Below are 22,294 nucleotides of genomic sequence, written 5' to 3' on the forward strand. Positions count from 1 at the left end.
AATAAATGATTGCCTTGTCAAAGAGAACCTATGTTGCTATTGCTTCATCAATGATTGTTGTTGGCTGTGGAGCACCTAATATTATTTCAACTCCGATTGAAAATATTGATACGATCCCTTTAAAGAATATAGATTTATCAGATACCCAGTTAAAAAACTGGAACTCACTAGACCTGGTTTCGGATACAATTCCTGGTATGAGTGTTGATAAAGCTTACAGTGAGCTTATTAAAGACAAAAAAGGACAAACTGTTATTGTTGGTGTTATCGATAGTGGTGTTGATATTGAACATGAAGATCTCGATGGAGTAATTTGGACCAATCCAAAAGAAATAAAAGGAAATGGCAAAGACGATGATAATAATGGTTATATAGATGATATCAACGGCTGGAATTTCTTAGGTGATTCTGAAGATGAAAATCTAGAGTTTGTAAGAATTATCAAGAAATTAAAACCTAAATACGTTGGTAAAAACCTAGCTTCTGTTGCTCAGTCAGACAAAGAAGAGTATCAAAATTATATACAGGCCAAAGCAGAGTATGAAAAAGAATACCAGGAATCTTTAGGTAATAAAAATCAATATGAGCAGATTTATAATCAAGCTAGTATCTCTCATAAAGCCATTTCTGAAGTTATCGGAAAAGAAGATTATTCTCAACAAGAATTATTAAAAGCAAAAGCCGAAACTCCTGAAATGCAACAAAACGTAGCATTTCTCTCTCAGATGTTTGGTTTTCTTGATGAAGGTGAAAAAATTCCGGATCTTATTAAAAACTTAAAAGAAGGTATCGATCACTTTACAAATCAATTAAACTATAACCTAAATACAGAATTTGATGGAAGAAAAAGCGTAGGAGATAACGTTGATGATATTTCTGATACTGACTATGGGAATAACAATGTTATGGGGCCTGATCCACAAAAAGAAGGTATTAAACATGGTACTCACGTAGCTGGTATTATTGCCGCAGAGAGAAATAATGGAAAAGGTATGAATGGTATAGCTCAAAATGTAAAAATTATGTCTTTGAGAGCAGTACCAGATGGAGATGAATATGATAAAGATATTGCACTAGCCATACGATATGCAGTGGATAATGGTGCCAAAGTAATAAATACAAGTTTTGGTAAATATTACTCTACTCACCCTGAATGGGTATGGGAAGCAATAAAATATGCAGCGCAAAAAGATGTATTGATTGTGAATGCAGCAGGAAATGAAGGAATAGACTTAGATAAAAAAGCCGTGTACCCTAATGATCAATCTGATAACACTTCAGAAATTGCTAATAACTTCATAACAATTGGAGCTTTAAATTATAAATATGGTTCTAATTTAGTGGCTGATTTTTCAAACTATGGAAAAAATAATGTAGATGCCTTTGCTCCTGGTGTAAAAATTTGGTCTACAACCCCTAATAACTCTTATGAATATCTACAAGGTACTTCAATGGCAGCTCCAGCAGTAGCAGGAGTAGCTGCTTTGATTCGCTCATATTATCCAAAACTAAAAGCTTCTCAGGTTAAGCAAATACTTATGGATAGCGGATTAAGTACAAAAGCCTCTGTAGTTATCGGAGGAAACGCAATACAGACCGGTAAATTTTCTGATCTGTCTAAATCAAGTAAAATGGTAAACCTTTATAACGCATTTATCCTAGCTGATAAAGTGTCTAAATAATTAATTGTTATGAACTCAAAACTAATCTCATTTGGATTTTCTCTGGTAACCCTATGCATGTTTGCCCAGAATAACACTTCATATTGGCAACAACAAGTTGATTATACTATGAATGTGGATATGAATGTAGAGAACTTCCAGTATAAAGGAACTCAAGAATTAAAATATACCAACAATTCTCCCGACACTTTAAATCAGGTTTTTTATCATTTATATTTTAATGCTTTCCAACCTGGAAGTGAAATGGATACTCGTTCTTTAAACCTACCAGATCCAGATGGTAGAGTAATGGACAGAATAAGTAAGCTTACTCCAGAAGAAATAGGATATATTAAAGTTTCATCCTTAACGCAAAACGGAAAAGCATTAACTTATGAGACTTCTGGAACCGTATTAGAAGTGAAATTAGATAAACCTATACTTCCTGGAGAAAAAGTGAATTTTTCTATGGAGTTTACAGGACAAGTTCCTAAACAAATACGTCGCTCCGGAAGAAATAATAAAGAAGGAGTTGCTTTATCAATGACCCAATGGTATCCTAAAATAGCAGAATATGATTTTGAAGGGTGGCACGCACACCCATATATCGCAAGAGAATTTCATGGAGTATGGGGTGATTTTGATGTAACCATAAATATTGATAAAAACTATATTGTTGGTGGTTCAGGATATCTACAAAATCCACAAGAAATAGGATATGGTTATGAAAAGCCTGGAACCAAAGTAAAACGAAAAGGAAAAAAATTATCCTGGCATTTTAAAGCTCCTAATGTACACGATTTTACATGGGCAGCAGATCCAGATTATATACATGATGTAGTACAAGTTCCTAACGGACCTACATTACACTTTTTATATAAAAACAATAAGGACATTCTTGAAAACTGGAAAAACCTTCAACCAAAATCTGTAGATTTAATGAAGTATTTCAGTAAAAACATAGGAAAATACCCTTATGATCAGTATTCAATCATTCAAGGTGGTGATGGAGGTATGGAGTATGCAATGTGTACGCTTATCACAGGGCAAAGAAGTTTTGGTAGCCTTGTAGGTGTAACTGCACACGAAATGGCTCACGCCTGGTTCCAACATATTCTGGCTACCAATGAATCTAAACACGAATGGATGGATGAAGGGTTTACTTCATATATTTCTACACTGGCAATGAATGATGTTATGAAGCAAAATAAATCTAATCCTACAGGTGGTTTATATCAAGGATACTTTCAATTAGCTAATTCTGGAATAGAACAACCTCAATCTACACAAGCAGATCGTTATAATCGTAACGCTGCTTATGGTGCATCTGCATATTCAAAAGGTGCCGTTTTTATGGCACAATTAGGATATATAATAGGAGAAGATAATCTAGCTAAGACAATCAATAGATATTTTGATGAGTGGAAATTCAAACACCCTACTCCTAATGATTTTAAAAGAGTAGCAGAAAAAGTTTCAGGCATACAATTAGACTGGTACCTTACTGATTGGACACAAACTACAAATACTGTAGATTATGCTATCAAAGATGTAACAGAAGATAATAATTCAACTCAGATTACATTAGAACGTATTGGATTAATGCCAATGCCTATTGACCTATATGTTGAATATACTGATGGTACAAAAGAATCTTATTACATTCCTTTAAGAATGATGCGTGGAGAAAAAGCAAATCCAGACCCTTCTATAAAAAGAACTCAAGTATCTGATTGGCCATGGACACATCCTACTTACAAATTGGATCTTACCAAACCAAAATCTGAAATAAAATCTGTTACTATCGACATTAGTAATAGGCTAGCTGATGTAAATAATAGTAATAATAGCTATTCGCAATAAAAATTTAAGAAATTTAATAATTTCTAAAAAAAGCCTTTTCTAATTGTTTAGAAAAGGCTTTTTTACTGTTCATACCCTGTTTTTAAAGGGTTTTACCCTATTTTCTTAAATATTAATAAAATCGGAAATTTCCCCTATTTAAAGTAACTATTTTGTGTTATTGTTAAAAAAAAGCCTTATAATGTAAGATTTTGATAATTTTAGGGACAAAAATATAATTGTTTAAACTTAAAATTATGAAAAAAGGAAAATTACTACTTCTCTTTTCGGTAGTTTTGATTTCATTATTATTTACTATTGCGCACATTAATAATAATGAAACTAACACTGATCTTGCTTCAGAACAACTAACTCCATTAAAAAAAGAAGAAAAAAAGAAGAAAAAAAAGACCGTAGAAGAACGGCGGCGTTTTGCACAAGAACGTATTCAACGTGAGTTTGATTTTCAGGTAAATCCAGAAACAGGGCAAATTCCATTCGAGGAAAAGCAACAAGAAATAGTTGTTTCTAAACAACTCATGGATGAAACTATTGCAAAAAATTCAAGTTCTGCTACTTATGTTTCAAGAGGGCCTTCAAATTTAGGAGGTAGAACCAGATCATTAGTTATAGACAGATCTGATGCAACTAGTAATACTATCATTGCTGGTGGTGTTAGTAGTGGTGTGTTTAGAACTACTAATGGTGGTGGTAACTGGACAAAAGTTTCTGCAAACAATCAAATACATAATGCAACATCTATTGCACAAGACCCTAGAGCTGGTTCTGAAAATATCTGGTATTATGGTACTGGAGAGTTATCTGGTAATAGTGCTAGTGGTGGTGGTGCTTTTTTCTTTGGACAAGGAATCTGGCAATCTACAGATGGTGGGTTAAACTGGACTCAAATGCCATCTACAGCTTCTTCTCAAACAGAATTTGATTCTACCTTTGATATCGTTAATAAAGTTGCTGTTCATCCTATAACAGGAGAAGTATTTGCAGCCACTATAAGAGGTCTTTTAAGATTTAATGGTACCGATTGGGTTGAAGAGTTATCAAGTACCAATAATGCAAACACAGATGTTGTGATTAGTAGTACTGGTATTGTTTATGCTTCTTTTGACAATAATAGTAGTAATGCAGGAGTGTGGCAATCTCCTACCGGTACTGGATCTTGGACTAGAATTGCTCAAAATGGAAGTCCTATTGACTTTGATCCTAGTGGAAGAATTGTTTTATCTATTGCACCTTCTAATGAAGATATTGTATATATATTTTATACAAGAGATACTAATATAGAAGCAGGGTTATGGCAATTTAATGATAATACAGATACCTTCACAGATTATACCTCTAAAATGCCAGATGAACCAGGAGGTGATCTTGGGGGTAACGATCCTATTGCTGTTCAAGGCGGTTATGATCTTATAGTAAATGTAAAACCTGATGATCCAAATTTTGTAGTTATTGGTGGAACCAATGCCTATAAAATTGAAGATATAGTAAATGATGTGACTTTTACCAGAATTGGTGGGTATAGAAATAATCAAAATTTTGCTTTGTATGATTTAGGTGTTGGAGGTGATAGACATCACCCAGATATTCATGCACTGGTTTTTGATCCTAATAATACAAACATTTTATTCTCTGGTACAGACGGTGGAGTTCATAGAACAGATGATATTACAGCAGGTACTATAGCTTGGACAAATCTTAATAATAACTACCAAACTTATCAATTTTATCATGTAGCAACCGATCCGACAGCTGGATCAGATATTGTTATAGGTGGTGCTCAAGATAATGGAACCACTGGTGGTGGAACCAGTTTTGGTCAAACTGATCTTACTTCTATGTTTACTATAGCAGGAGGAGATGGTGTTGCCGTAGGAGTTGCTCCTGCATTATATTATCTAGGTTTCCAATTAGGTCCTGTTTTTAGAGTCTCTAATACAGAATTTACAGATATAACTCCTGATGGAATTATAACACCAGCCGGAACACCTAACAATAGTCAGTTTGTAACTTATTTTTATTTAGACCCGAGCAACAATAATGCATTATATTATGCCGGTTTAGGTAATATGTATAGAACAACTGATGCTCCAACAGTAACGGCCAATACCTGGACCAACTTAGGAGCTATAGGAGATGCTTCAGCTAGTGGTAATCAAAACGAACGTATATCACAATATGCTGCTACTTGGGGAGCTTATAATGCTGCATCTAGTTATTTATTGATTGGAGGAAATGCTGGAACATTATTAAGATTAAACGATCCTCAAAATGCTGCATCCATAGTTCTGGCTAGCGATATTACTCCTGCAGGAGCTAATGGGAATGTTAGTGGTATTGCAGTTCACCCTACTAATCCAGATATTGTTTTACTTACATATTCTAATTACGGTACTACTAATATCTACCTAACTTCAAATGCAACTGCTGCCAATCCGGATTGGAATCTTGTAGAAAGAAACCTAAATCTTTTCTCTATTCGATCTGCAGCAATTACCGAAATAGATGGTGAAGCTAACTATTATGTAGGTACTGCAAGAGGTTTGTTTAGTAGTTTAGATCCTTTAGCAGAAGACTGGACATTAGAATCTCCTGATCAAATAGGGTTTGCTTTAGTAAGTGCTTTGGCTTATAAGCCTTCTAATAACACTTTATTGATAGGAACTCATGGTAACGGAATGTATGAAGCAACAGTTACACCTTCTCTTTCTGTACCAGAATTTGATAGTGCCTCTAATAGTTTTGTAGCGTATCCAATACCAGCTGCTTCTATCATAAATATTGATCTTGAAAGCTCGTTTGCTGAAGGAGATCTTACTTATTCTGTAGCTGATCTTAATGGTCGAGTGATCAAAACAGGTACATTAAATAGCGAAAAACAAATTAATGTTGAAGAGCTAACACAAGGTTTGTATGTTTTACAACTAGCATCTAGTAATAGATCAAAAGCAATTACTTTTATCAAAAATTAAAAAAGTTAATTCTTTATATATAATCCGGTTTTGAAAGTTTCAAAACCGGATTATTTTATTCCTATCTTTTATAACAAAGAATTATGTTTAAAGCATTAGAGTCTTCTTTCTTTTAAGAGATTATACTGATTTTAAGTAAGAACTTATCATTACTTTTATCCCGATGATAAAAGAATCTTTTAATAAAAACGAAAAACTTAAAAGTAAAAAAGAGATTGAATTACTTTTTTCTGAAGGAAAATCAATAGCTCAATTTCCGATACGTCTTGTATATAGAGAATCAACAACTCCAGATAATATCTGTTTTAAGGCTGCAGTATCTGTTAGTAAGCGCAATTTTAAAAAAGCTGTAGATCGCAATCGCATAAAACGTTTATTGCGCGAAGGTTACAGAAAAAATAAGTATATTGTAACCCACAACACTACTCATCAATTCACTTTTTTATTTTTATATACTGGCAAAGAAATGCCAGAGTATTCATTAATTGAATCAAAAATAGAAAGAATATTACAAAAATTTAATAAGCAAGAGCTTGATAAAGATTGACATCTTTCTTTATCAAAAAATATAATCCAATAATGATGAAAAAGAAAATTCTCTACCCCGTTGTTGCTGTCGTTATTTTGTTTTCGACGGTTAGTTTTAAGTCCGATTTCTTTGAGATTGCAAAACAGATTGAAATCTTTACTACTATGTTTAAAGAATTAAACATGAATTATGTAGATGAGACCAATCCTGCTGAGCTTATGGATACAGCAATAAAAGCGATGCTAGATGATTTAGATCCTTATACTAAATATTGGAATGAACAAGATGTAGAAGCTTCTAAAATTAGAAATTCTGGAGAGTACACAGGTATAGGTGCTTCTGTAAAAACTATAAAAAACAAAATTATTATTGTAGAACCTTATAAAGATTATCCTGCAGACAAAGCTGGTCTTAAAGCGGGAGATGAAATTATTCAAATAGGAGATACAAAAGTTGCCGATTTTGAAGAAGATGCTGGAGAGCTTTTAAAAGGAGCTAGTGGGACTAAAGTAGATATTATTTTTAAAAGACAAGGAGAGACAAAAAACACAGTGCTTACTCGTGAAGAAATTGAAGTAGATGCCGTTCCTTATCATACATTGTTAGATGATAACTCTGGTTACATCGTTTTATCAAAGTTTAATAATAAAGCTTCTAAAGAAACTATTGAAGCCTTAAAAGACCTTAAAGCTAAAGGTGCCGATAAGATTATTCTTGATTTAAGAGGAAATCCCGGAGGATTATTAAGCGAAGCTATCAACGTTACTAATATTTTTGTTCCTAAAGGAGAACTCATCACAACAACAAAATCTATTGTAAAAAAATACAATAAAGAATATTATACAAAAAAATCTCCTGTAGATACTGAAATTCCTTTGGTGGTATTAGTTAATGGTAGAAGTGCTTCTGCTAGTGAGATTGTAGCCGGAAGTATTCAAGATCTTGATAGAGGTGTTGTTATCGGAGCCAGAAGTTTTGGAAAAGGTCTTGTACAACGCCCTAAAAAACTAACCTACGGAACCCAATTAAAAATAACAATATCCAGATACTACACTCCAAGTGGTAGATGTATACAAGCACTGGATTACTGGAATCGCGATAAAAACAATAATGCCGTAAGGATAGATAAAAAAGATTTTAAAGCTTTTAAAACTAAAAACGGAAGAACTGTATATGATGGTGGTGGTATACAGCCTGATATAGTATTAGAAACTTCTAAATACAGTAAAATTACTACTGCTTTACTAAGGTCTGATGCCATTTTTGATTACGGTACTAAGTATTATTATTCGCATCAACTAAAGAATTCAGATGAGTTTAAGTTTACAGATAACGATTATGAAGATTTTAAAAATTTTGTAAAACAAAGTGATTTTAATTATGAAACAGAAACAGAAAAAGCATTAAAAAAATCGTTAGAAATGGCTCAAAAAGAAAAACTTGATCAAGACATTTCTCAAAATTATAATGCACTTCTTTCTTCAGTCAAAACTGCAAAAGAAAAAGCTCTAGATGATTATAAAAGTGAGATTGTAACACTATTAACTGACGAGATTGTTAAGCGCTATTTTTATAGAGAAGGATTATATGACTACTATGTAACTCATAATCCCGAGGTTGCTATGAGTAAAGAAATATTAGGAAATAAAAATAAGTATAATAAGATCTTAAAATAACTTATTTATAATCTAAAAATATTAAAACCTTCAGAAGTTTCTGAAGGTTTATTTTTTTAAGTTCGTTTCATTGCCATATGTGGGATTCCATCCTCAAGGTATTCCTCTCCTACTTGTTTAAATCCATGAGTTTCATAAAACTTCTTTAGATAGGTCTGAGCAGAAATTTTTATCTCTTTTGTATTAAAAAAACTCTCAATAGCATTAATACTTTCTTTTATTAAATTATGACCATAACCAAATTGCCTGTGTGATTTTGGAATCACAACTCTTCCAAAACTTGCCTCTTCATAATAATCACCTGGACTAAAAATTCTGGTGTATGCTACTATAGTATTTTCTTTAATACCAATAACATGCAGTGCTTCTTGGTCTTTATCATCAATATCTTGATAAACACAATTTTGTTCAACCACAAAAACTTCTGCGCGTAAGCCCAAAATTTTATACATCTCTTCTGCACTTATTTCATCAAAACGTTTAACCGTAAAATTAAGATCCATAAATTTGAAAGTATACAATGATTAATAACGTAAATAAACAATTAGTCTCTTAATTGCCTTTTTTACCTATAAAATGTAGTTGTAAAGAATTACAACTATCAGTTTACATACACATAGGTATTTTATTAACCCTATTTAAGTGTCTACCACCTTCAAATTCTGTATCAAGAAAAGTTTTTACCATTTCTAATGCTTGCGGTTGAGAAGTAAATCGTGCAGGAATACAAATAATATTAGCATTATTATGTAATCTTGTTAATTCTGTTATTTCTTTTGTCCAACATAACCCAGCGCGAACATTTTTATACTTATTTGCAGTCATTGCAACACCATTTCCGCTTCCGCAAATTAAAATTCCTAGATCAACTTTTGTTGAATCAACATCTTTTGCAACAGGGTGTACAAAATCTGGATAATCTACACTACTATTTTCATTAGTACCATAATTAATCACTTCTATATTTTGAGATTCTAAAAAAGCGACAACTGCCAATTTATATTCTGTACCTGCGTGATCGTTTCCAATAGCTACTTTCATCTGATTATATATATTATTTTAAAAATCTGATAGAGTTTTTTGTTTTTCCTCTTTTTTACTTTACAAAGATACTTAACTCAACTTCAGTTTTATGATTCCTTTCAAAAAAAACGTAATTACCACGTAAACAGTATATTAACTCAATATTAAGGCAATGTTAATAACTCTATACTTACTGTTCACATATATTGTGGATAAACAGTTCTTAAAATTCCGAAAGTTTTTTTGGTTAGTTTAATTTTTATTAGAATACAAGCTTCATAAGAACATATCAAAATTTTAACTACACTTTTTTTGGCTAACTTTTCAAGTATTAAATTAAGGTTATGAACTACGTCTTTCCCGTAAAAATATCAAAGTTATCATGTGTTTATAATATATTAACAACTGTTAATTAAATTTTGTTTTTAAAGCATTTTCAAGCATTTAAGTATTTAATATCCTGTTTATATATTTCTGAAAATTCAATTAAACTTAATAAGCAAATAAAATTTGAGAAAGTTATACCGTTATTCACACTACATAATAATCATTATTTTTATTTTTAAAATTTAAGAAAAGAAAAAAGATATATATAATATATGTTCAAAACTATATTTATTAGGATATAGGTTTATACAATTCTTAAGTGTGAATTTGTGTTTAGGTCATCTATGATTTGTAGAACACGCTCTTTGTCTTTTAAATGAACTTTTAGATTGATACCTCCTAAAGCGTTAGAGTAAAAAGGAAATACTCCGATCATAGTTTCATTTTCGAAGAAATACGAAATACCTTCTCTATCCAAAAGAAGTCTAAGAATAGCGTATTCATAAGGATATGTATAGGTTCCAACGATAATAAAATCTTTCATATAATTTTCCCTAAGTAGATTACCTAAATATACGAATTATTAAAAAAGAAATTAGGTTAAATAAATACAAATAAATACCTGTTTATATGGTTTTACAGAATTATTTATTCTTGAATTGATCACAGTTTCTTAATTCTGATTTATAATATAATTTATAGATGAATTAAGAGAATATTAGAATAGATAGAGGTATGAATTTATATGCTTTTTTTATTAAAAAAAGAACATGGATTTAGTTTTTTTAACTGTAAAAATCTGATTTACAGATGTGATAATAAATAGGTGTTTAAAATGAATTACACCTAATGATTAATAAAAGTTTAAACTTAAAATTACAGATGTTAAAAGATAAGCTGTATTTTTATCACATATAACATAAATGATATTAATGAAAAGAAAGAGTAGAAGAGGAAGAAAGAAGTCACCAAAAATTGAAAATATTACCCAAGGAATTCTCAAAATACTTAAATCAGATCCAAATAAAACTTTTAACTACAAGCAGATAGCTGCAAAATTTGGAGTAAATGATGCAAGCAGCCGTAATCAAATTATTAAAAAATTAGCTCAACTTGCTGCAAAAAAACAAATTGAAGAAGTAGGTAGAGGAAAATTTAAAATTATACCAAATATTAATACATATACAGGTATTTTAGAAATCACTTCCAAAGGTTCTGGATATGTGATTGTAGAAGATCTCGAAGATGATATTTTTATACCTAATAACAATCTTAACAAGGCATTAGATGGAGATCAAGTAGAAGTATATGTCTATAAAAGAAAGCGAAGAGGTAAAAGTGAAGGAGAAATTTCAAGGATTATTTCACGTAAGAAAAATGAATTTGTAGGTGTAATAGAAATACAAAAGAATTATGCTTTTGTGAATATGCAGGATTCTCGAATGTATACAGATATTTTTATTCCAAAAAATAAAATAAATACCGCAGAAGATGGTGATAAGGTGTTGGTAAAACTTGAAGATTGGCCAGAAAAAGCAGATTCACCTTTTGGTAAAATTGTAAAAGTTTTAGGTAAACCAGGAGAGCACAACACAGAGATTCATGCCATATTAGCTCAATATGGATTACCTTATGAGTTTCCTGAAGAAGTAGAAGATTATGCTAATAAATTAGATACAAGTATTCAGGAATCAGAGATTGAAAAACGTAGAGATATGCGTAAAACGCTTACGTTTACAATAGATCCCAAAGATGCAAAGGATTTTGATGATGCGTTATCTTTTGAAGTTTTAGAAAATGGTAATTATAGCATTGGTATTCATATTGCTGATGTTTCGCACTATGTAAAACCAGGAACGATTCTAGATGAAGAAGCTTATGAGCGTGCAACATCAGTTTATTTGGTAGATAGAGTAGTACCTATGTTGCCAGAGGTTTTATCAAACAATGCCTGTTCATTGAGACCACACGAAGAAAAATATACTTTTTCTGCAGTATTTGAATTGAATGATAAAGCCGAAATTAAAAATCAATGGTTTGGTAGAACAGCAACCTATTCAGATGCAAGATTTGCTTATGAAGAAGCACAGCATATTATAGAAACCAAAGAGAATACAATTCCTGCTGAAATTTCATTAACCGGAAAAACATATAAAGCAGACCAAAAAATAGCTGATGCTATTTTAAAATTAGACGAATTAGCAAAGATTATGCGTACACAAAGAATGCGTCACGGAGCTATTTCATTTGATAAAGTAGAAGTTAAATTTGGTTTAAACGATAATAACGAACCGATAGGAGTGTTTTTTAAGACTTCTAAGGATGCTAATAAACTTATTGAGGAGTTTATGTTACTAGCTAATAAAAAGGTCGCAGAATTCATCGGAAAGCAAAATCCTAAAAAAACATTTGTATATCGTGTTCATGATGAACCTAATGATGAGAAATTAGCCGCTTTACAAAATATCATCGGTAGATTTGGATATAAATTAGATTTAAGAGATCGTAAAACTACCACGACATCACTCAATGGATTACTTAAAGACGTTCAAGGTAAAAAAGAACAAAATTTAGTAGATACTCTTGCTATAAGAAGTATGAGTAAAGCAGAATATACTACACATAATATTGGTCATTATGGTTTAGCATTTGATTATTATTCTCATTTTACTTCACCAATAAGAAGATATCCGGATGTTATGGCACACCGTTTGTTACAACATTATCTGGATAATGGAAAATCTGTAGCAGAAGAAGAATTTGAAGAAAAATGTAATCATAGTAGTAGTATGGAAAATCTAGCTGCAAGCGCAGAAAGAGATTCTATAAAATACATGCAAATCAAATTCATGAAAGATCATAAAGATGAAGAATTTCTGGGTGTAATCTCTGGAGTAACTGAGTGGGGAATCTATGTTGAGATTATTTCTAATAAATGTGAAGGAATGATACGTCTTAAAGATATGAGTGATGATCATTATATTTTTGATCAGGATGAATATGCAGTTATAGGGCAAAATTCTAAAAAAGTATATCAGTTGGGAGATGAAGTATATGTAAAAGTAAAAAATGCAGATCTTGTTAAAAGACACCTTGATTTTACATTATTAGGTCATAGAGAAGAAATAGAATAAATAATACATACTAGCACATAAAGCTAGTTATCACACATAAACTTAATATCGAATTGTAATTCTAAAATTTAAAACAATGAAAAAGTTAGTATTTGTATGGATGCTATGCATGGGGATGATAGCACAAGCACAAGATGTTGTAACAAAGAACATAGGAGATTTTAGTGAACTTAAAGTATTTGATAAAATTCAAGTAACGCTTGTTCAAAGTGATGAAAATAAAGTAGAGATAACAGGAATCAAAAGAAGAGATGTTGATATAAAACAAAATAACAACATTTTAAAAATAAAAATGTCACTAGATAATATTTGGGATAATAATAATACTGAAGTTGTTGTTTACTACAAAAAAATCAAAAAAATTGATGCTAATGAAGGATCCAGAGTAGAAAGTGATCATACTATTGAAGGTAATACATTAGATCTGAGAGTTCAGGAAGGAGCTAGTATAGCAACAAGATTAGATATAAATTATTTATATGCAAAAGCTGTAACTGGAGGTTTGTTAGAACTTATCGGAAGCGCAGAAGAACAAGAAGTAGTTATTAATTCTGGTGGTCAATATTATGCTAAGAAATTAAAAACAGAAGATACACAGGTAAAAATAAGTGCTGGAGGTACTGCAGAAGTTTATGCTAGTAATTATATTAAAGCAAATACTAATGCTGGTGGAGTAATAAAAATTTATGGAAACCCTAAAGAAGTAGATCCACAAAAGATACTTGGTGGAAAAATTATTGAAGTTAACTAACGAGTTTTTTTAACTTTGTAAGAAACACGCTTACATTCTATGCTTCAAGACGCTCAGGCAGCAATACCACTTGGATTTTTATTAGCCTTTTTAATTGGCCCTGTATTTTTTGTACTCCTTGAAACCGCAGCTATTAAAGGGTTTAGGGCTGCATTGGCAGTAGATCTGGGAGTAATTTTTGCAGATATTGTGTTTATTTTGATTGCATATTTTAGTACCAATCAGATTTTAGAAAAAATTAAAGATGATCCTGCATTATTTATTTTTGGTGGGATGCTTCTGGCTATTTATGGTATTATTTCTTTTATACAAGAAAAAAAGAACTATAATAAATTAAGAGATACCTCTGTAGAAGTTATTAATAAACATAATTACTTTATGTTATTTATTAAAGGCTTTTTACTCAATTTTATTAATATAGGAGTATTGGCATTCTGGTTAGGAGTAATAGTAGTAGTAGGTCCACAATTAGATATGAATACCAATAGGATAGTATTATTCTTTGTAATGGTTTTAGGAACATATCTTATTGTAGATGTTTTTAAAATGCTTCTAGCAAAACGACTTAAGCGAAAATTAACACCAAAACGTACTTATATTATAAAAAGATCGATTAGTATAATAATGATCATTTTTGGGATATTTTTTATTGTAAAAGGAGTGCTTCCGGATACAGTAGAAAAAAGATTAAAAGATGAAATCGAAAAAATAACACCTAATTCAAGGTTCTAAATAAAAAAATCCTGTAAGTTTTTACAGGATTTTTTTGAGGTGTCGAGCGGATTCGAACCGCTGTAGATGGTGTTGCAGACCACTGCCTAGCCACTCGGCCACGACACCCAATTTTCAGTTGGTTGGCAAATGTAAAAAAATTTATCCTTTCTAACGGTAAGTAGGTGGAAGATTTTTTATACAAAAACCAAAATATTTTAAAATTACTATTCCCTTATTTTACTTCTGGTAATAGTTACCATTTCTACATTACCACCTATTGGAGGATTAATTTTAGAAACATCAATACTCACTTTATCTATCAGAGGTAACTCATCTAATATACGAACTAAAATTCGTTCAGCAGCGTGTTCCAATAACTTAGAACGAATTGCCATCTCTTCTTTTACAATATGGTTAAGATGAACATAATCTACAGTATCAGCCAAATGATCTGTGCTAGCAGATTTTGATAAGTCTGCTTTTACTTTAAGATCAACTCGATAATCTGATCCAATTTTCTTTTCTTCGACAAGGCATCCATGATATGCATAAACCTTTATATTCTTTAGTTTAATAAGCCCCACAGCGTTTTTTTACAAAGGTAAAAGATTCTTTTTGATAAAATACATGTTTTATCAAAATCACTTGTAAAACAATGCTATCTGAAGATTAGAATTTTAGTAGTTTTGTACTTTATTTGAATACCAATGACAGAAGAAAAAAAATCACTCAATTTTATTGAGCATATTATTGAAGAAGACTTAAGAAATGGAATGAATTCTAAGAATTTACGATTCCGATTTCCACCAGAACCTAACGGGTATTTACATATTGGTCATACCAAAGCTATTGGTATTAGTTTTGGACTGGGACTTCATTATAATGCTCCGGTAAATCTAAGGTTTGACGATACCAATCCTGCAAAAGAAGAACAAGAATATGTTGATGCAATAAAAAAAGATATTGCCTGGTTGGGATATCAATGGGATAAAGAGTGTTATTCTTCAGATTATTTTCAACAATTGTATGATTGGGCGGTTAAATTAATAAATGAAGGAAAAGCGTATGTTGATTCTCAATCAGCAGAGGTTATAGCAGAGCAAAAAGGAACAACTACAGAACCTGGAGTTAATAGCCCTTTCAGAGATCGATCAGTAGAAGAGAATTTGGATCTTTTTACCAAAATGAAGAATGGAGATTTTAATGAAGGTGAACATGTGGTTAGAGCCAAGATCGATATGGCTGATCCTAATATGTTAATGCGTGATCCTTTGATGTATCGTATCTTAAAAAAGTCGCATCATAGAACAGGAGATAATTGGTGTATTTATCCTATGTATGACTGGACACATGGAGAAAGTGATTATATAGAAAGTATTTCACATTCTCTATGTTCGTTAGAGTTTAAACCACATAGAAAATTATATGATTGGTTTTTGGATCAGATATATACACAGGATATACGACCAAAACAAAGAGAATTTGCACGTCTTAACTTAAGCTATACGATTATGAGTAAGCGTAAATTGCTTAAGCTTGTAGAAGAAGGAATTGTATCTGGTTGGGATGATCCGAGAATGCCTACAATTTCTGGTTTAAGAAGACGTGGATATACACCTGCATCTATACGTAAATTTGTAGAAACAGTGGGAGTAGCTAAACGAGAGAATGTAATAGATGTTTCTTTATTAGAATTTTGTGTTCGAGAAGATCTTAATAAGATTGCAGATAGAGTAATGGCTGTGTTGGATCCTGTAAAACTGATAATTACAAATTATCCTGAGGATGAAGAAGAATGGTTAGAAGCTGAAAATAACCCAGAAGATGAAGCAGCAGGGTTTAGAAAGGTGCCTTTTTCAAAAGAATTGTATATAGAAAGAGAGGATTTTAAAGAAGAAGCAGGTAGAAAGTTTTTCAGACTAACATTAGGAAAAGAAGTACGACTTAAGAATGCTTACATCATTAAAGGAGAAAATGTTGTAAAGGATGCAGCTGGAAATATAATTGAAATCCATTGTTCATATGATCCAAAAAGTAGATCGGGTAGTGGTAGTGAAGAATCAAAACGTAATGTAAAAGGAACATTACATTGGGTATCTATAAAGCATGCAATACCTTCAGAAGTGCGAGTGTATGATAGGTTGTTTAATGATGAAGCTCCTGATAGTCATAAAGACAAAGAATTTATGGAGTTTATAAACCCGGATTCTCTTAAGGTTATTAAAGGATATGTAGAGCCTAGTATGGTAGATGCAAAACCTCTAGATCAGTTTCAGTTTCAGAGATTAGGATATTTTAATGTTGATATTGATAGTACTTCAGAAGCATTAGTATTTAATAAAACAGTTGGTTTACGTGACACTTGGGCAAAAATAAAACCTGTACAGAAACAATCTAATACTTCTAAACAACCGCAGAATAAGCCAAATGAGGTAGCTGCGATCGATGAAATCAAAAGAGCAGGGAAGAAGTATACCAATTTACCTGATGAGAAGAGAGAACTGCTTAAAAGCAAAATACAAGAGGCAGCTAAGAAGGTTGAAATTGAAGAATTAGTGCCTTTATACCAAACTGCAGCTAAAAAAGTAGGAACAAGAATTGCAACAATAGTTGCACTTGATATTGTACTTCAAACAAAAGAAATTAGACCGGATGATATTGCAATTGAGTTTATTTCTAAGGCAGCGAATGATGATAATGATTTATTAAAAAAAGAGGCTATAGAAATATTAAAAAAATATAATATTGATTAAAATATACAAAAAAGGAAAATGTCATCATTTTCCTTTTTATTATTATATAGATACTTAATTATCAGCTATTTGTTCGTCTACAGGGATATCAATTTCTGTTTTAAATCTTGAAAATATCTTTTGTGTTGCTGGATCATCAAGTAACTTATTAGATTCTACAAAATACCATTGTGATTTTTTCTTATCATAAAAACCGAAAAGTGAACTTTTTAAAGTAACAGTTCTGCCATTAAAATCCATTTTTATAGTATTTTTTACCAAACAACGATATTCTCCCTGTTCTTTTTTAATTTCTGTAACTTCATCTACATTAGAACTAACTATTTTTATTTTTTGAGCAGTCATAGTTCTAAAAATTTCATCCATAGTTGCGGTCAATTCTTTTTCACCATATTTTTTATGAATTTTTGGATGAGTATAATTTAAAATAGTATTTATGTCTTTTTTTAAGGATGCTTCAGAAATTGCTTTGGCATCTCTAATGGCCATCTTTTTTAGTTTTCCGGTATTTTGTGAAAAAATACTTCCCGAAACAAAAAGTAATAACAAAAGGTAATTTTTCATGACTATCAATATTTATTATATTATTTCTAAGTTAATCAATTTTTCTTATTAAAAACGACTCATTATAAAAGCTTTTAAGAGTTTTTTAAAATTACGTAATATAATTTTATTACTACATTTATAAAAATACAACAGAAGGCTTAATACGGTGTTTTCAGTAAATTCCTACTTTTTATTTTATATCTAAATCTATATCAAAACAAAAACCCATTCTAACAAAGTAAAATGGGTTTATAAAACGTGGATTTTGAAATTTTATTCTTGGGTACCTGGTTTTTTTCTACCAAGACCTTTTTTTGCATTTTGCTTTTTCATTTCTTCACCTATTTGATTTGAGGCGGTAAAAGAAGCAATCATGTTATTTAACATATCACTTCCAGCTTGTGGAGAATTTGGTAATAAAATTAAATTACTATTAGTTTCTTCTCCAATTGACTGTAAAGTATCGTAATGTTGAGTAACTACAATTAGAGCAGAAGCTTCTTGAGAATTGATACCTACATTGTTAAGAACATCAACACTTTCTTCTAAACCTCTTGCAATTTCTCTACGTTGATCTGCAATACCTTGACCTTGTAATCTTTTACTTTCTGCTTCTGCACGAGCCTTGGCTACTATTTTAATTCTTTCTGCTTCAGCTTCATATTCTGCTGCAATTTTTTCACGTTCAGCGGCATTAATACGATTCATTGCTTCTTTTACTTGTAAATCCGGATCGATATCAGTAACTAAAGTTTTGATAATATCATAACCATAATTAATCATCGCTTCATTAAGTTCTTGCTTTACCGCAATAGCAATATCATCTTTACGCTCAAAAACATCGTCTAATTTCATCTTAGGAACTTCTGCACGTACAACATCAAATACATAAGACGTAATTTGATCATGTGGATTTTCAAGCTTATAAAATGCATCATAAACTTTACTTTTGATTACCTGAAACTGAACAGATATTTTTAAACGTACAAATACATCATCTTTTGTTTTAGTTTCAACAATAACATCTAATTGTTGGATCCTTAAATTTACGCGACCGGCTATATTATCAACAATAGGTATTTTCATTTGTAATCCGGAATTTCTGATACTTTGAAATTTTCCAAATCGTTCAATTACAGCAGAGGTTTGTTGTTTTACAACAAAGAAGAATTTTATCAATATGATAAACCCTATAATAAAAAGTGGTATGAAATAGTAGTTCATTTTTTTTTTGGTGTTAAAGTTAAATGTTACGAGAATGAATTTACTAATTAATAGTAAACCATTTTATTTATTTTGAAATTGTTATTATAGCTACATAAGTGTTAGGTATAAAAGATAAATCTTCTAACATCCATCCATCATTAGAAAATTTGTTTAAAGTTTCTTCTATACGAGTTCTAAGTTTTTCTATAGACCAATTTTCAGATATTTTAATGACTTTATATTGTTTTCTCATAGTTATATTTTGTAGGGGTGGTTATAATATGAGTATTATTTTTTTGAGAAATGTTACATAAGATATAGAAACAAAAAAACGTTGTTCATCGATGAACAACGTTTTTGAATTAAATAAACTGTAAAAGACTTAATTGATTTTTATAGCGTTTTCTATCCGTCTAATAGTTTCTTCTTTACCCAATATGGAGGCTATTTCGAATAAATCTGGACCTTGTAAAGAACCTACCAATGAGATTCTGAGTGGCATCATGATTTTGCCAAAACCTATTTCTTTACCAGTAATCCAGCTTTTTACAATTTTTGAAACATTATCTGTTGAAAAATCTGTTATATCATTTAGTATTCTTGTAAGCTCATACATTAAGTTTGATGTGTCTTCTTTCCATGCTTTTTTAGTAGCTTTTTCATCATAATGCACCGGAGATTCAAAAATAAAAGAACTTAAATCCCAAAGATCATTAATAAAAATTGCTCGTTCTTTTACCATTTCTACTATTTGAGATATATCTATTGACGTTGTAGAGATATTTTTATCTTCAAGTATTTTGGTAAATTGATCGATTAACAAATTATTATCCTGTTGTTGTAAATGTTGTTGTTGGAACCATTTGGTTTTTTCAGGATCAAATTTGGCTCCAGCTTTATTCACTTTTTTCAGATCAAATGCTTCAATTAACTCAGACAAAGAAAATAATTCTTGTTCTGTTCCAGGGTTCCAACCTAAAAAAGCTAACATATTAACAACAGCTTCTGGTAGATAACCATCTTCTCTATATCCAGAAGAAACGTCTTGTGTTTTTGGATCATTCCATTGTAATGGAAATATAGGAAACCCTCCTTTATCACCATCACGCTTACTAAGTTTACCTTTACCAACAGGTTTAAGAATAAGTGGCAAATGCGAAAAACTTGGAGCCTGCCATCCTAGAGAACGATATAATAAAACGTGTAATGCTAATGAAGGTAACCATTCCTCGCCGCGAATAACGTGAGTGATTTGCATTAAATGATCATCAACAATATTGGCTAGGTGATAGGTTGGCATGCCATCACTTTTAAACAATATTTTATCATCAAGAACATTAGTATCTATTTTGATATCTCCACGAATCTCATCTTGTAAGTGCAAAATCTCATTTTTCGGAGACTTAAAACGAATCACATAATCCTCTCCAGAATCTAGTTTTTGTTGAACTTCTTTTTCACTTAAGGATAAAGAATTATTTAGTTCTTCTCTGTTATGCCAGTTATATACAAAAGTTTTTCCATTAGCCTGATGATCATTTCTTAAATCATCAAGTGCTTGAGAACTATCAAAAGCGTAATAAGCAAATCCATCATTTATGAGTTGATCGGCATATTGTTTATAAAGATGTTTACGTTCACTTTGACGATAAGGACCAAATCCACCATCTTTACCAGGGCCTTCATCAAAAGGAATATTACACCAATCTAGAGATTCTTTTATATAATCTTCTGCGCCTTGAACATACCTGTTTTGATCAGTATCTTCAATTCTTAAGACAAAAGTTCCGTTATTTTTTTTTGCGAATAAGTAATTAAATAGTGCTGTTCTTACACCACCTATATGTAAGGGTCCGGTTGGACTAGGAGCAAATCGTACCCTGATGTTTGTTGCCATGATTATCTGTTTTGATATGCAAAGATAATGGCAAGTATTCAAATTTAAAAGAGCTCTCGATAAGAATAGTTTTTTATAGAGCAATTATAATTTAAAACTAACAAAATGATTAAGAAGGTTTCATATTAAGAGGAACTCTTTTATTCATAAACATAAACCATATTGGAGGGATTAGTGCTATTACCATGGATGTAGGATAACCAAAGGGCAATTGAGGACTTTCATCGTGATGATCTAATAACTGATATTTTTTAGATGCTTTATGATGGTGATCGCTATGCCTGGTAAGTTCATATAACATGATTCTCCCTACAGTATGGTTAGAATTCCAGGAGTGTATTTCTCTTACACGTTCATATCTTCCTGAAGAAGTTTTATGTCTTAATAAACCATAGTGTTCTACATAATTAATAGTTTCTAGAAGAAGAAAACCTACAATACCACTTAGTAGAGAAACTATAAATCCAATAGAACCAAAGAAGTGTGCTATAATTATGAGGTAAGAAGAAATAATTATTAAATACCAAAGCATATCATTTTTGATAGATAGAAAAGATTGTTGATTTTGTTTTAATAATTTCATTTGAGTTTTCCAGGCACTGATGTATTGATTAACTATAGAGGTAAACCAAAAGGTATAAAGGATTTGATTATATCTTGCAGTGGCGGGATCATTTTTGGTTGCTACTTTTAGATGGTGCCCAAAATTATGTTCTATAAAAAAATGCATATACAAAGAGGGGAGAAGAAGAGCTTTACCGATGAAGCGTTCTTTAGTAAAACGATGACCTAATTCATGACCTACATTTATGCCATTAGTCCCAAGTACTATTCCCGTAGTAAAAATGATACCCGTTATTTCGTATGTTTCAAGATTATAATTTGTAACAGTATAAAGAGTAAATAATAAAATGCTATATACTATAGGCAGGTTTAGATATAACATCCAATCAAATAATGCTTTTTTGGACTTAGAAGTTTTGGTTTGAGCCTCTAGATTTTTAGATGAAATGGGAGAGATAAGTTCTATGATTGGTATAAGTATAAAAGCATAGATAGGAGTAATATAGCTATAAACTCCTTGTAATGATAAACCTATAAAAGCGGTTATGGGTATGGAATATGCGCAGATATATTTAAAATCTTTCATAATGAATTAATAGCTAGATAGTTGAATTATCATAAATATAACAATTCTATTTAAAATAAAATTGTAGCTTTAAAGGTTAATGAGAAAGGAAAGGA

At 31.1% G+C, this 22,294-nt stretch carries 18 protein-coding genes and 1 tRNA gene; 9 read left to right on the plus strand and 10 right to left on the minus strand.

Annotation, left to right across the window (positions count from 1 at the left end; genetic code table 11):
- Positions 1 to 5 precede the first annotated feature (5 nt).
- The 5 genes from U0D62_RS06835 to U0D62_RS06855 all read left to right on the plus strand — a co-directional run bounded on the left by U0D62_RS06835 (position 6) and on the right by U0D62_RS06855 (position 8,698).
- On the plus strand, positions 6 to 1,682 hold the full coding sequence (locus tag U0D62_RS06835; protein WP_322194792.1) for a S8 family peptidase: 1,677 nt from the start codon (positions 6 to 8) through the stop codon (positions 1,680 to 1,682).
- 9 nt (positions 1,683 to 1,691) lie between these two features.
- Positions 1,692 to 3,524, plus strand: coding sequence for a M1 family metallopeptidase (locus U0D62_RS06840; RefSeq protein ID WP_322194794.1), 1,833 nt, complete (start codon positions 1,692 to 1,694; stop codon positions 3,522 to 3,524).
- A gap of 236 nt (positions 3,525 to 3,760) precedes the next feature.
- On the plus strand, positions 3,761 to 6,493 hold the full coding sequence (locus tag U0D62_RS06845; RefSeq protein WP_322194795.1) for a T9SS type A sorting domain-containing protein: 2,733 nt from the start codon (positions 3,761 to 3,763) through the stop codon (positions 6,491 to 6,493).
- A 163-nt stretch (positions 6,494 to 6,656) separates the two neighbouring features.
- Positions 6,657 to 7,040, plus strand: coding sequence for a ribonuclease P protein component (gene rnpA / locus U0D62_RS06850; RefSeq protein ID WP_322194796.1), 384 nt, complete (start codon positions 6,657 to 6,659; stop codon positions 7,038 to 7,040).
- Between the two features lie 35 nt (positions 7,041 to 7,075).
- On the plus strand, positions 7,076 to 8,698 hold the full coding sequence (locus U0D62_RS06855; RefSeq protein WP_322194798.1) for a S41 family peptidase: 1,623 nt from the start codon (positions 7,076 to 7,078) through the stop codon (positions 8,696 to 8,698).
- A 56-nt stretch (positions 8,699 to 8,754) separates the two neighbouring features.
- On the opposite strand, the gene U0D62_RS06860 is transcribed toward U0D62_RS06855, so the two are convergent.
- From U0D62_RS06860 to U0D62_RS06870, 3 genes are all read right to left on the minus strand, one after another.
- Positions 8,755 to 9,201: a GNAT family N-acetyltransferase gene (locus U0D62_RS06860; protein ID WP_322194800.1), complete on the minus strand. Its 447-nt coding sequence runs from the start codon at positions 9,199 to 9,201 to the stop codon at positions 8,755 to 8,757.
- A gap of 103 nt (positions 9,202 to 9,304) precedes the next feature.
- Positions 9,305 to 9,739, minus strand: coding sequence for a ribose 5-phosphate isomerase B (gene rpiB / locus U0D62_RS06865; RefSeq protein WP_322194801.1), 435 nt, complete (start codon positions 9,737 to 9,739; stop codon positions 9,305 to 9,307).
- A 613-nt stretch (positions 9,740 to 10,352) separates the two neighbouring features.
- Positions 10,353 to 10,592 (minus strand): DUF2007 domain-containing protein, encoded by a 240-nt coding sequence (locus U0D62_RS06870; RefSeq protein WP_322194803.1) that lies wholly within the window; start codon positions 10,590 to 10,592, stop codon positions 10,353 to 10,355.
- Between the two features lie 388 nt (positions 10,593 to 10,980).
- On the opposite strand from U0D62_RS06870, the gene rnr reads away from it, so the two are divergent.
- The 3 genes from rnr to U0D62_RS06885 all read left to right on the plus strand — a co-directional run bounded on the left by rnr (position 10,981) and on the right by U0D62_RS06885 (position 14,665).
- Positions 10,981 to 13,182, plus strand: a complete 2,202-nt coding sequence (rnr, locus tag U0D62_RS06875) for a ribonuclease R (RefSeq protein ID WP_322194805.1) — start codon at positions 10,981 to 10,983, stop codon at positions 13,180 to 13,182.
- Positions 13,183 to 13,258: 76 nt separating this feature from the next.
- On the plus strand, positions 13,259 to 13,933 hold the full coding sequence (locus U0D62_RS06880) for a head GIN domain-containing protein (RefSeq protein WP_322194807.1): 675 nt from the start codon (positions 13,259 to 13,261) through the stop codon (positions 13,931 to 13,933).
- A gap of 39 nt (positions 13,934 to 13,972) precedes the next feature.
- Positions 13,973 to 14,665: a LysE family translocator gene (locus tag U0D62_RS06885; RefSeq protein WP_322194808.1), complete on the plus strand. Its 693-nt coding sequence runs from the start codon at positions 13,973 to 13,975 to the stop codon at positions 14,663 to 14,665.
- Between the two features lie 37 nt (positions 14,666 to 14,702).
- Here U0D62_RS06885 and U0D62_RS06890 read toward each other — a convergent pair.
- A tRNA-Cys gene (locus tag U0D62_RS06890) sits at positions 14,703 to 14,773 on the minus strand.
- Positions 14,774 to 14,871: 98 nt separating this feature from the next.
- Entirely contained in the window at positions 14,872 to 15,231 is a 360-nt protein-coding gene (gene folB, locus U0D62_RS06895) for a dihydroneopterin aldolase (protein WP_322194810.1), read from the minus strand.
- A gap of 123 nt (positions 15,232 to 15,354) precedes the next feature.
- Between folB and U0D62_RS06900 the strand changes: the two genes are divergently transcribed.
- Positions 15,355 to 17,400: a glutamine--tRNA ligase/YqeY domain fusion protein gene (locus U0D62_RS06900; RefSeq protein ID WP_322194812.1), complete on the plus strand. Its 2,046-nt coding sequence runs from the start codon at positions 15,355 to 15,357 to the stop codon at positions 17,398 to 17,400.
- Positions 17,401 to 17,454: 54 nt separating this feature from the next.
- Here the strand turns inward: U0D62_RS06900 and U0D62_RS06905 are convergent, their stop codons facing one another.
- From U0D62_RS06905 to U0D62_RS06925, 5 genes are all read right to left on the minus strand, one after another.
- The gene (locus U0D62_RS06905; RefSeq protein ID WP_322194814.1) at positions 17,455 to 17,964 is read right to left on the minus strand and encodes a hypothetical protein; all 510 of its coding nucleotides are present in this window, start codon (positions 17,962 to 17,964) and stop codon (positions 17,455 to 17,457) included.
- A 255-nt stretch (positions 17,965 to 18,219) separates the two neighbouring features.
- Positions 18,220 to 19,170, minus strand: a complete 951-nt coding sequence (locus U0D62_RS06910; RefSeq protein ID WP_322194816.1) for an SPFH domain-containing protein — start codon at positions 19,168 to 19,170, stop codon at positions 18,220 to 18,222.
- Between the two features lie 67 nt (positions 19,171 to 19,237).
- Complete coding sequence (locus U0D62_RS06915) at positions 19,238 to 19,405, minus strand: hypothetical protein (protein ID WP_322194817.1); 168 nt, start codon at positions 19,403 to 19,405, stop codon at positions 19,238 to 19,240.
- 129 nt (positions 19,406 to 19,534) lie between these two features.
- Positions 19,535 to 21,049: a glutamate--tRNA ligase gene (gene gltX, locus U0D62_RS06920; RefSeq protein WP_322194819.1), complete on the minus strand. Its 1,515-nt coding sequence runs from the start codon at positions 21,047 to 21,049 to the stop codon at positions 19,535 to 19,537.
- A gap of 109 nt (positions 21,050 to 21,158) precedes the next feature.
- Positions 21,159 to 22,199: an alkane 1-monooxygenase gene (locus U0D62_RS06925; RefSeq protein WP_322194821.1), complete on the minus strand. Its 1,041-nt coding sequence runs from the start codon at positions 22,197 to 22,199 to the stop codon at positions 21,159 to 21,161.
- Positions 22,200 to 22,294: the final 95 nt, after the last annotated feature.

The organism is Aquimarina callyspongiae, from assembly GCF_034322225.1.
In the GTDB taxonomy this organism is placed as follows: Bacteria; Bacteroidota; Bacteroidia; order Flavobacteriales; family Flavobacteriaceae; genus Aquimarina.

Bases quoted from the DNA above. Each gene is read 5' to 3' on its own strand.
- U0D62_RS06855 (WP_322194798.1), top strand. From the start codon at position 7,076: ATGAAAAAGAAAATTCTCTACCCCGTTGTTGCTGTCGTTATTTTGTTT.
- U0D62_RS06880 (WP_322194807.1), top strand. From the start codon at position 13,259: ATGAAAAAGTTAGTATTTGTATGGATGCTATGCATGGGGATGATAGCA.
- U0D62_RS06925 (WP_322194821.1), bottom strand. From the start codon at position 22,199: ATGAAAGATTTTAAATATATCTGCGCATATTCCATACCCATAACCGCT.
- U0D62_RS06845 (WP_322194795.1), top strand. From the start codon at position 3,761: ATGAAAAAAGGAAAATTACTACTTCTCTTTTCGGTAGTTTTGATTTCA.
- rnpA (WP_322194796.1), top strand. From the start codon at position 6,657: ATGATAAAAGAATCTTTTAATAAAAACGAAAAACTTAAAAGTAAAAAA.
- U0D62_RS06835 (WP_322194792.1), top strand. From the start codon at position 6: ATGATTGCCTTGTCAAAGAGAACCTATGTTGCTATTGCTTCATCAATG.
- rpiB (WP_322194801.1), bottom strand. From the start codon at position 9,739: ATGAAAGTAGCTATTGGAAACGATCACGCAGGTACAGAATATAAATTG.
- U0D62_RS06905 (WP_322194814.1), bottom strand. From the start codon at position 17,964: ATGAAAAATTACCTTTTGTTATTACTTTTTGTTTCGGGAAGTATTTTT.
- U0D62_RS06910 (WP_322194816.1), bottom strand. From the start codon at position 19,170: ATGAACTACTATTTCATACCACTTTTTATTATAGGGTTTATCATATTG.
- U0D62_RS06840 (WP_322194794.1), top strand. From the start codon at position 1,692: ATGAACTCAAAACTAATCTCATTTGGATTTTCTCTGGTAACCCTATGC.
- U0D62_RS06860 (WP_322194800.1), bottom strand. From the start codon at position 9,201: ATGGATCTTAATTTTACGGTTAAACGTTTTGATGAAATAAGTGCAGAA.
- U0D62_RS06885 (WP_322194808.1), top strand. From the start codon at position 13,973: ATGCTTCAAGACGCTCAGGCAGCAATACCACTTGGATTTTTATTAGCC.
- U0D62_RS06900 (WP_322194812.1), top strand. From the start codon at position 15,355: ATGACAGAAGAAAAAAAATCACTCAATTTTATTGAGCATATTATTGAA.
- rnr (WP_322194805.1), top strand. From the start codon at position 10,981: ATGAAAAGAAAGAGTAGAAGAGGAAGAAAGAAGTCACCAAAAATTGAA.
- gltX (WP_322194819.1), bottom strand. From the start codon at position 21,049: ATGGCAACAAACATCAGGGTACGATTTGCTCCTAGTCCAACCGGACCC.
- U0D62_RS06870 (WP_322194803.1), bottom strand. From the start codon at position 10,592: ATGAAAGATTTTATTATCGTTGGAACCTATACATATCCTTATGAATAC.
- U0D62_RS06915 (WP_322194817.1), bottom strand. From the start codon at position 19,405: ATGAGAAAACAATATAAAGTCATTAAAATATCTGAAAATTGGTCTATA.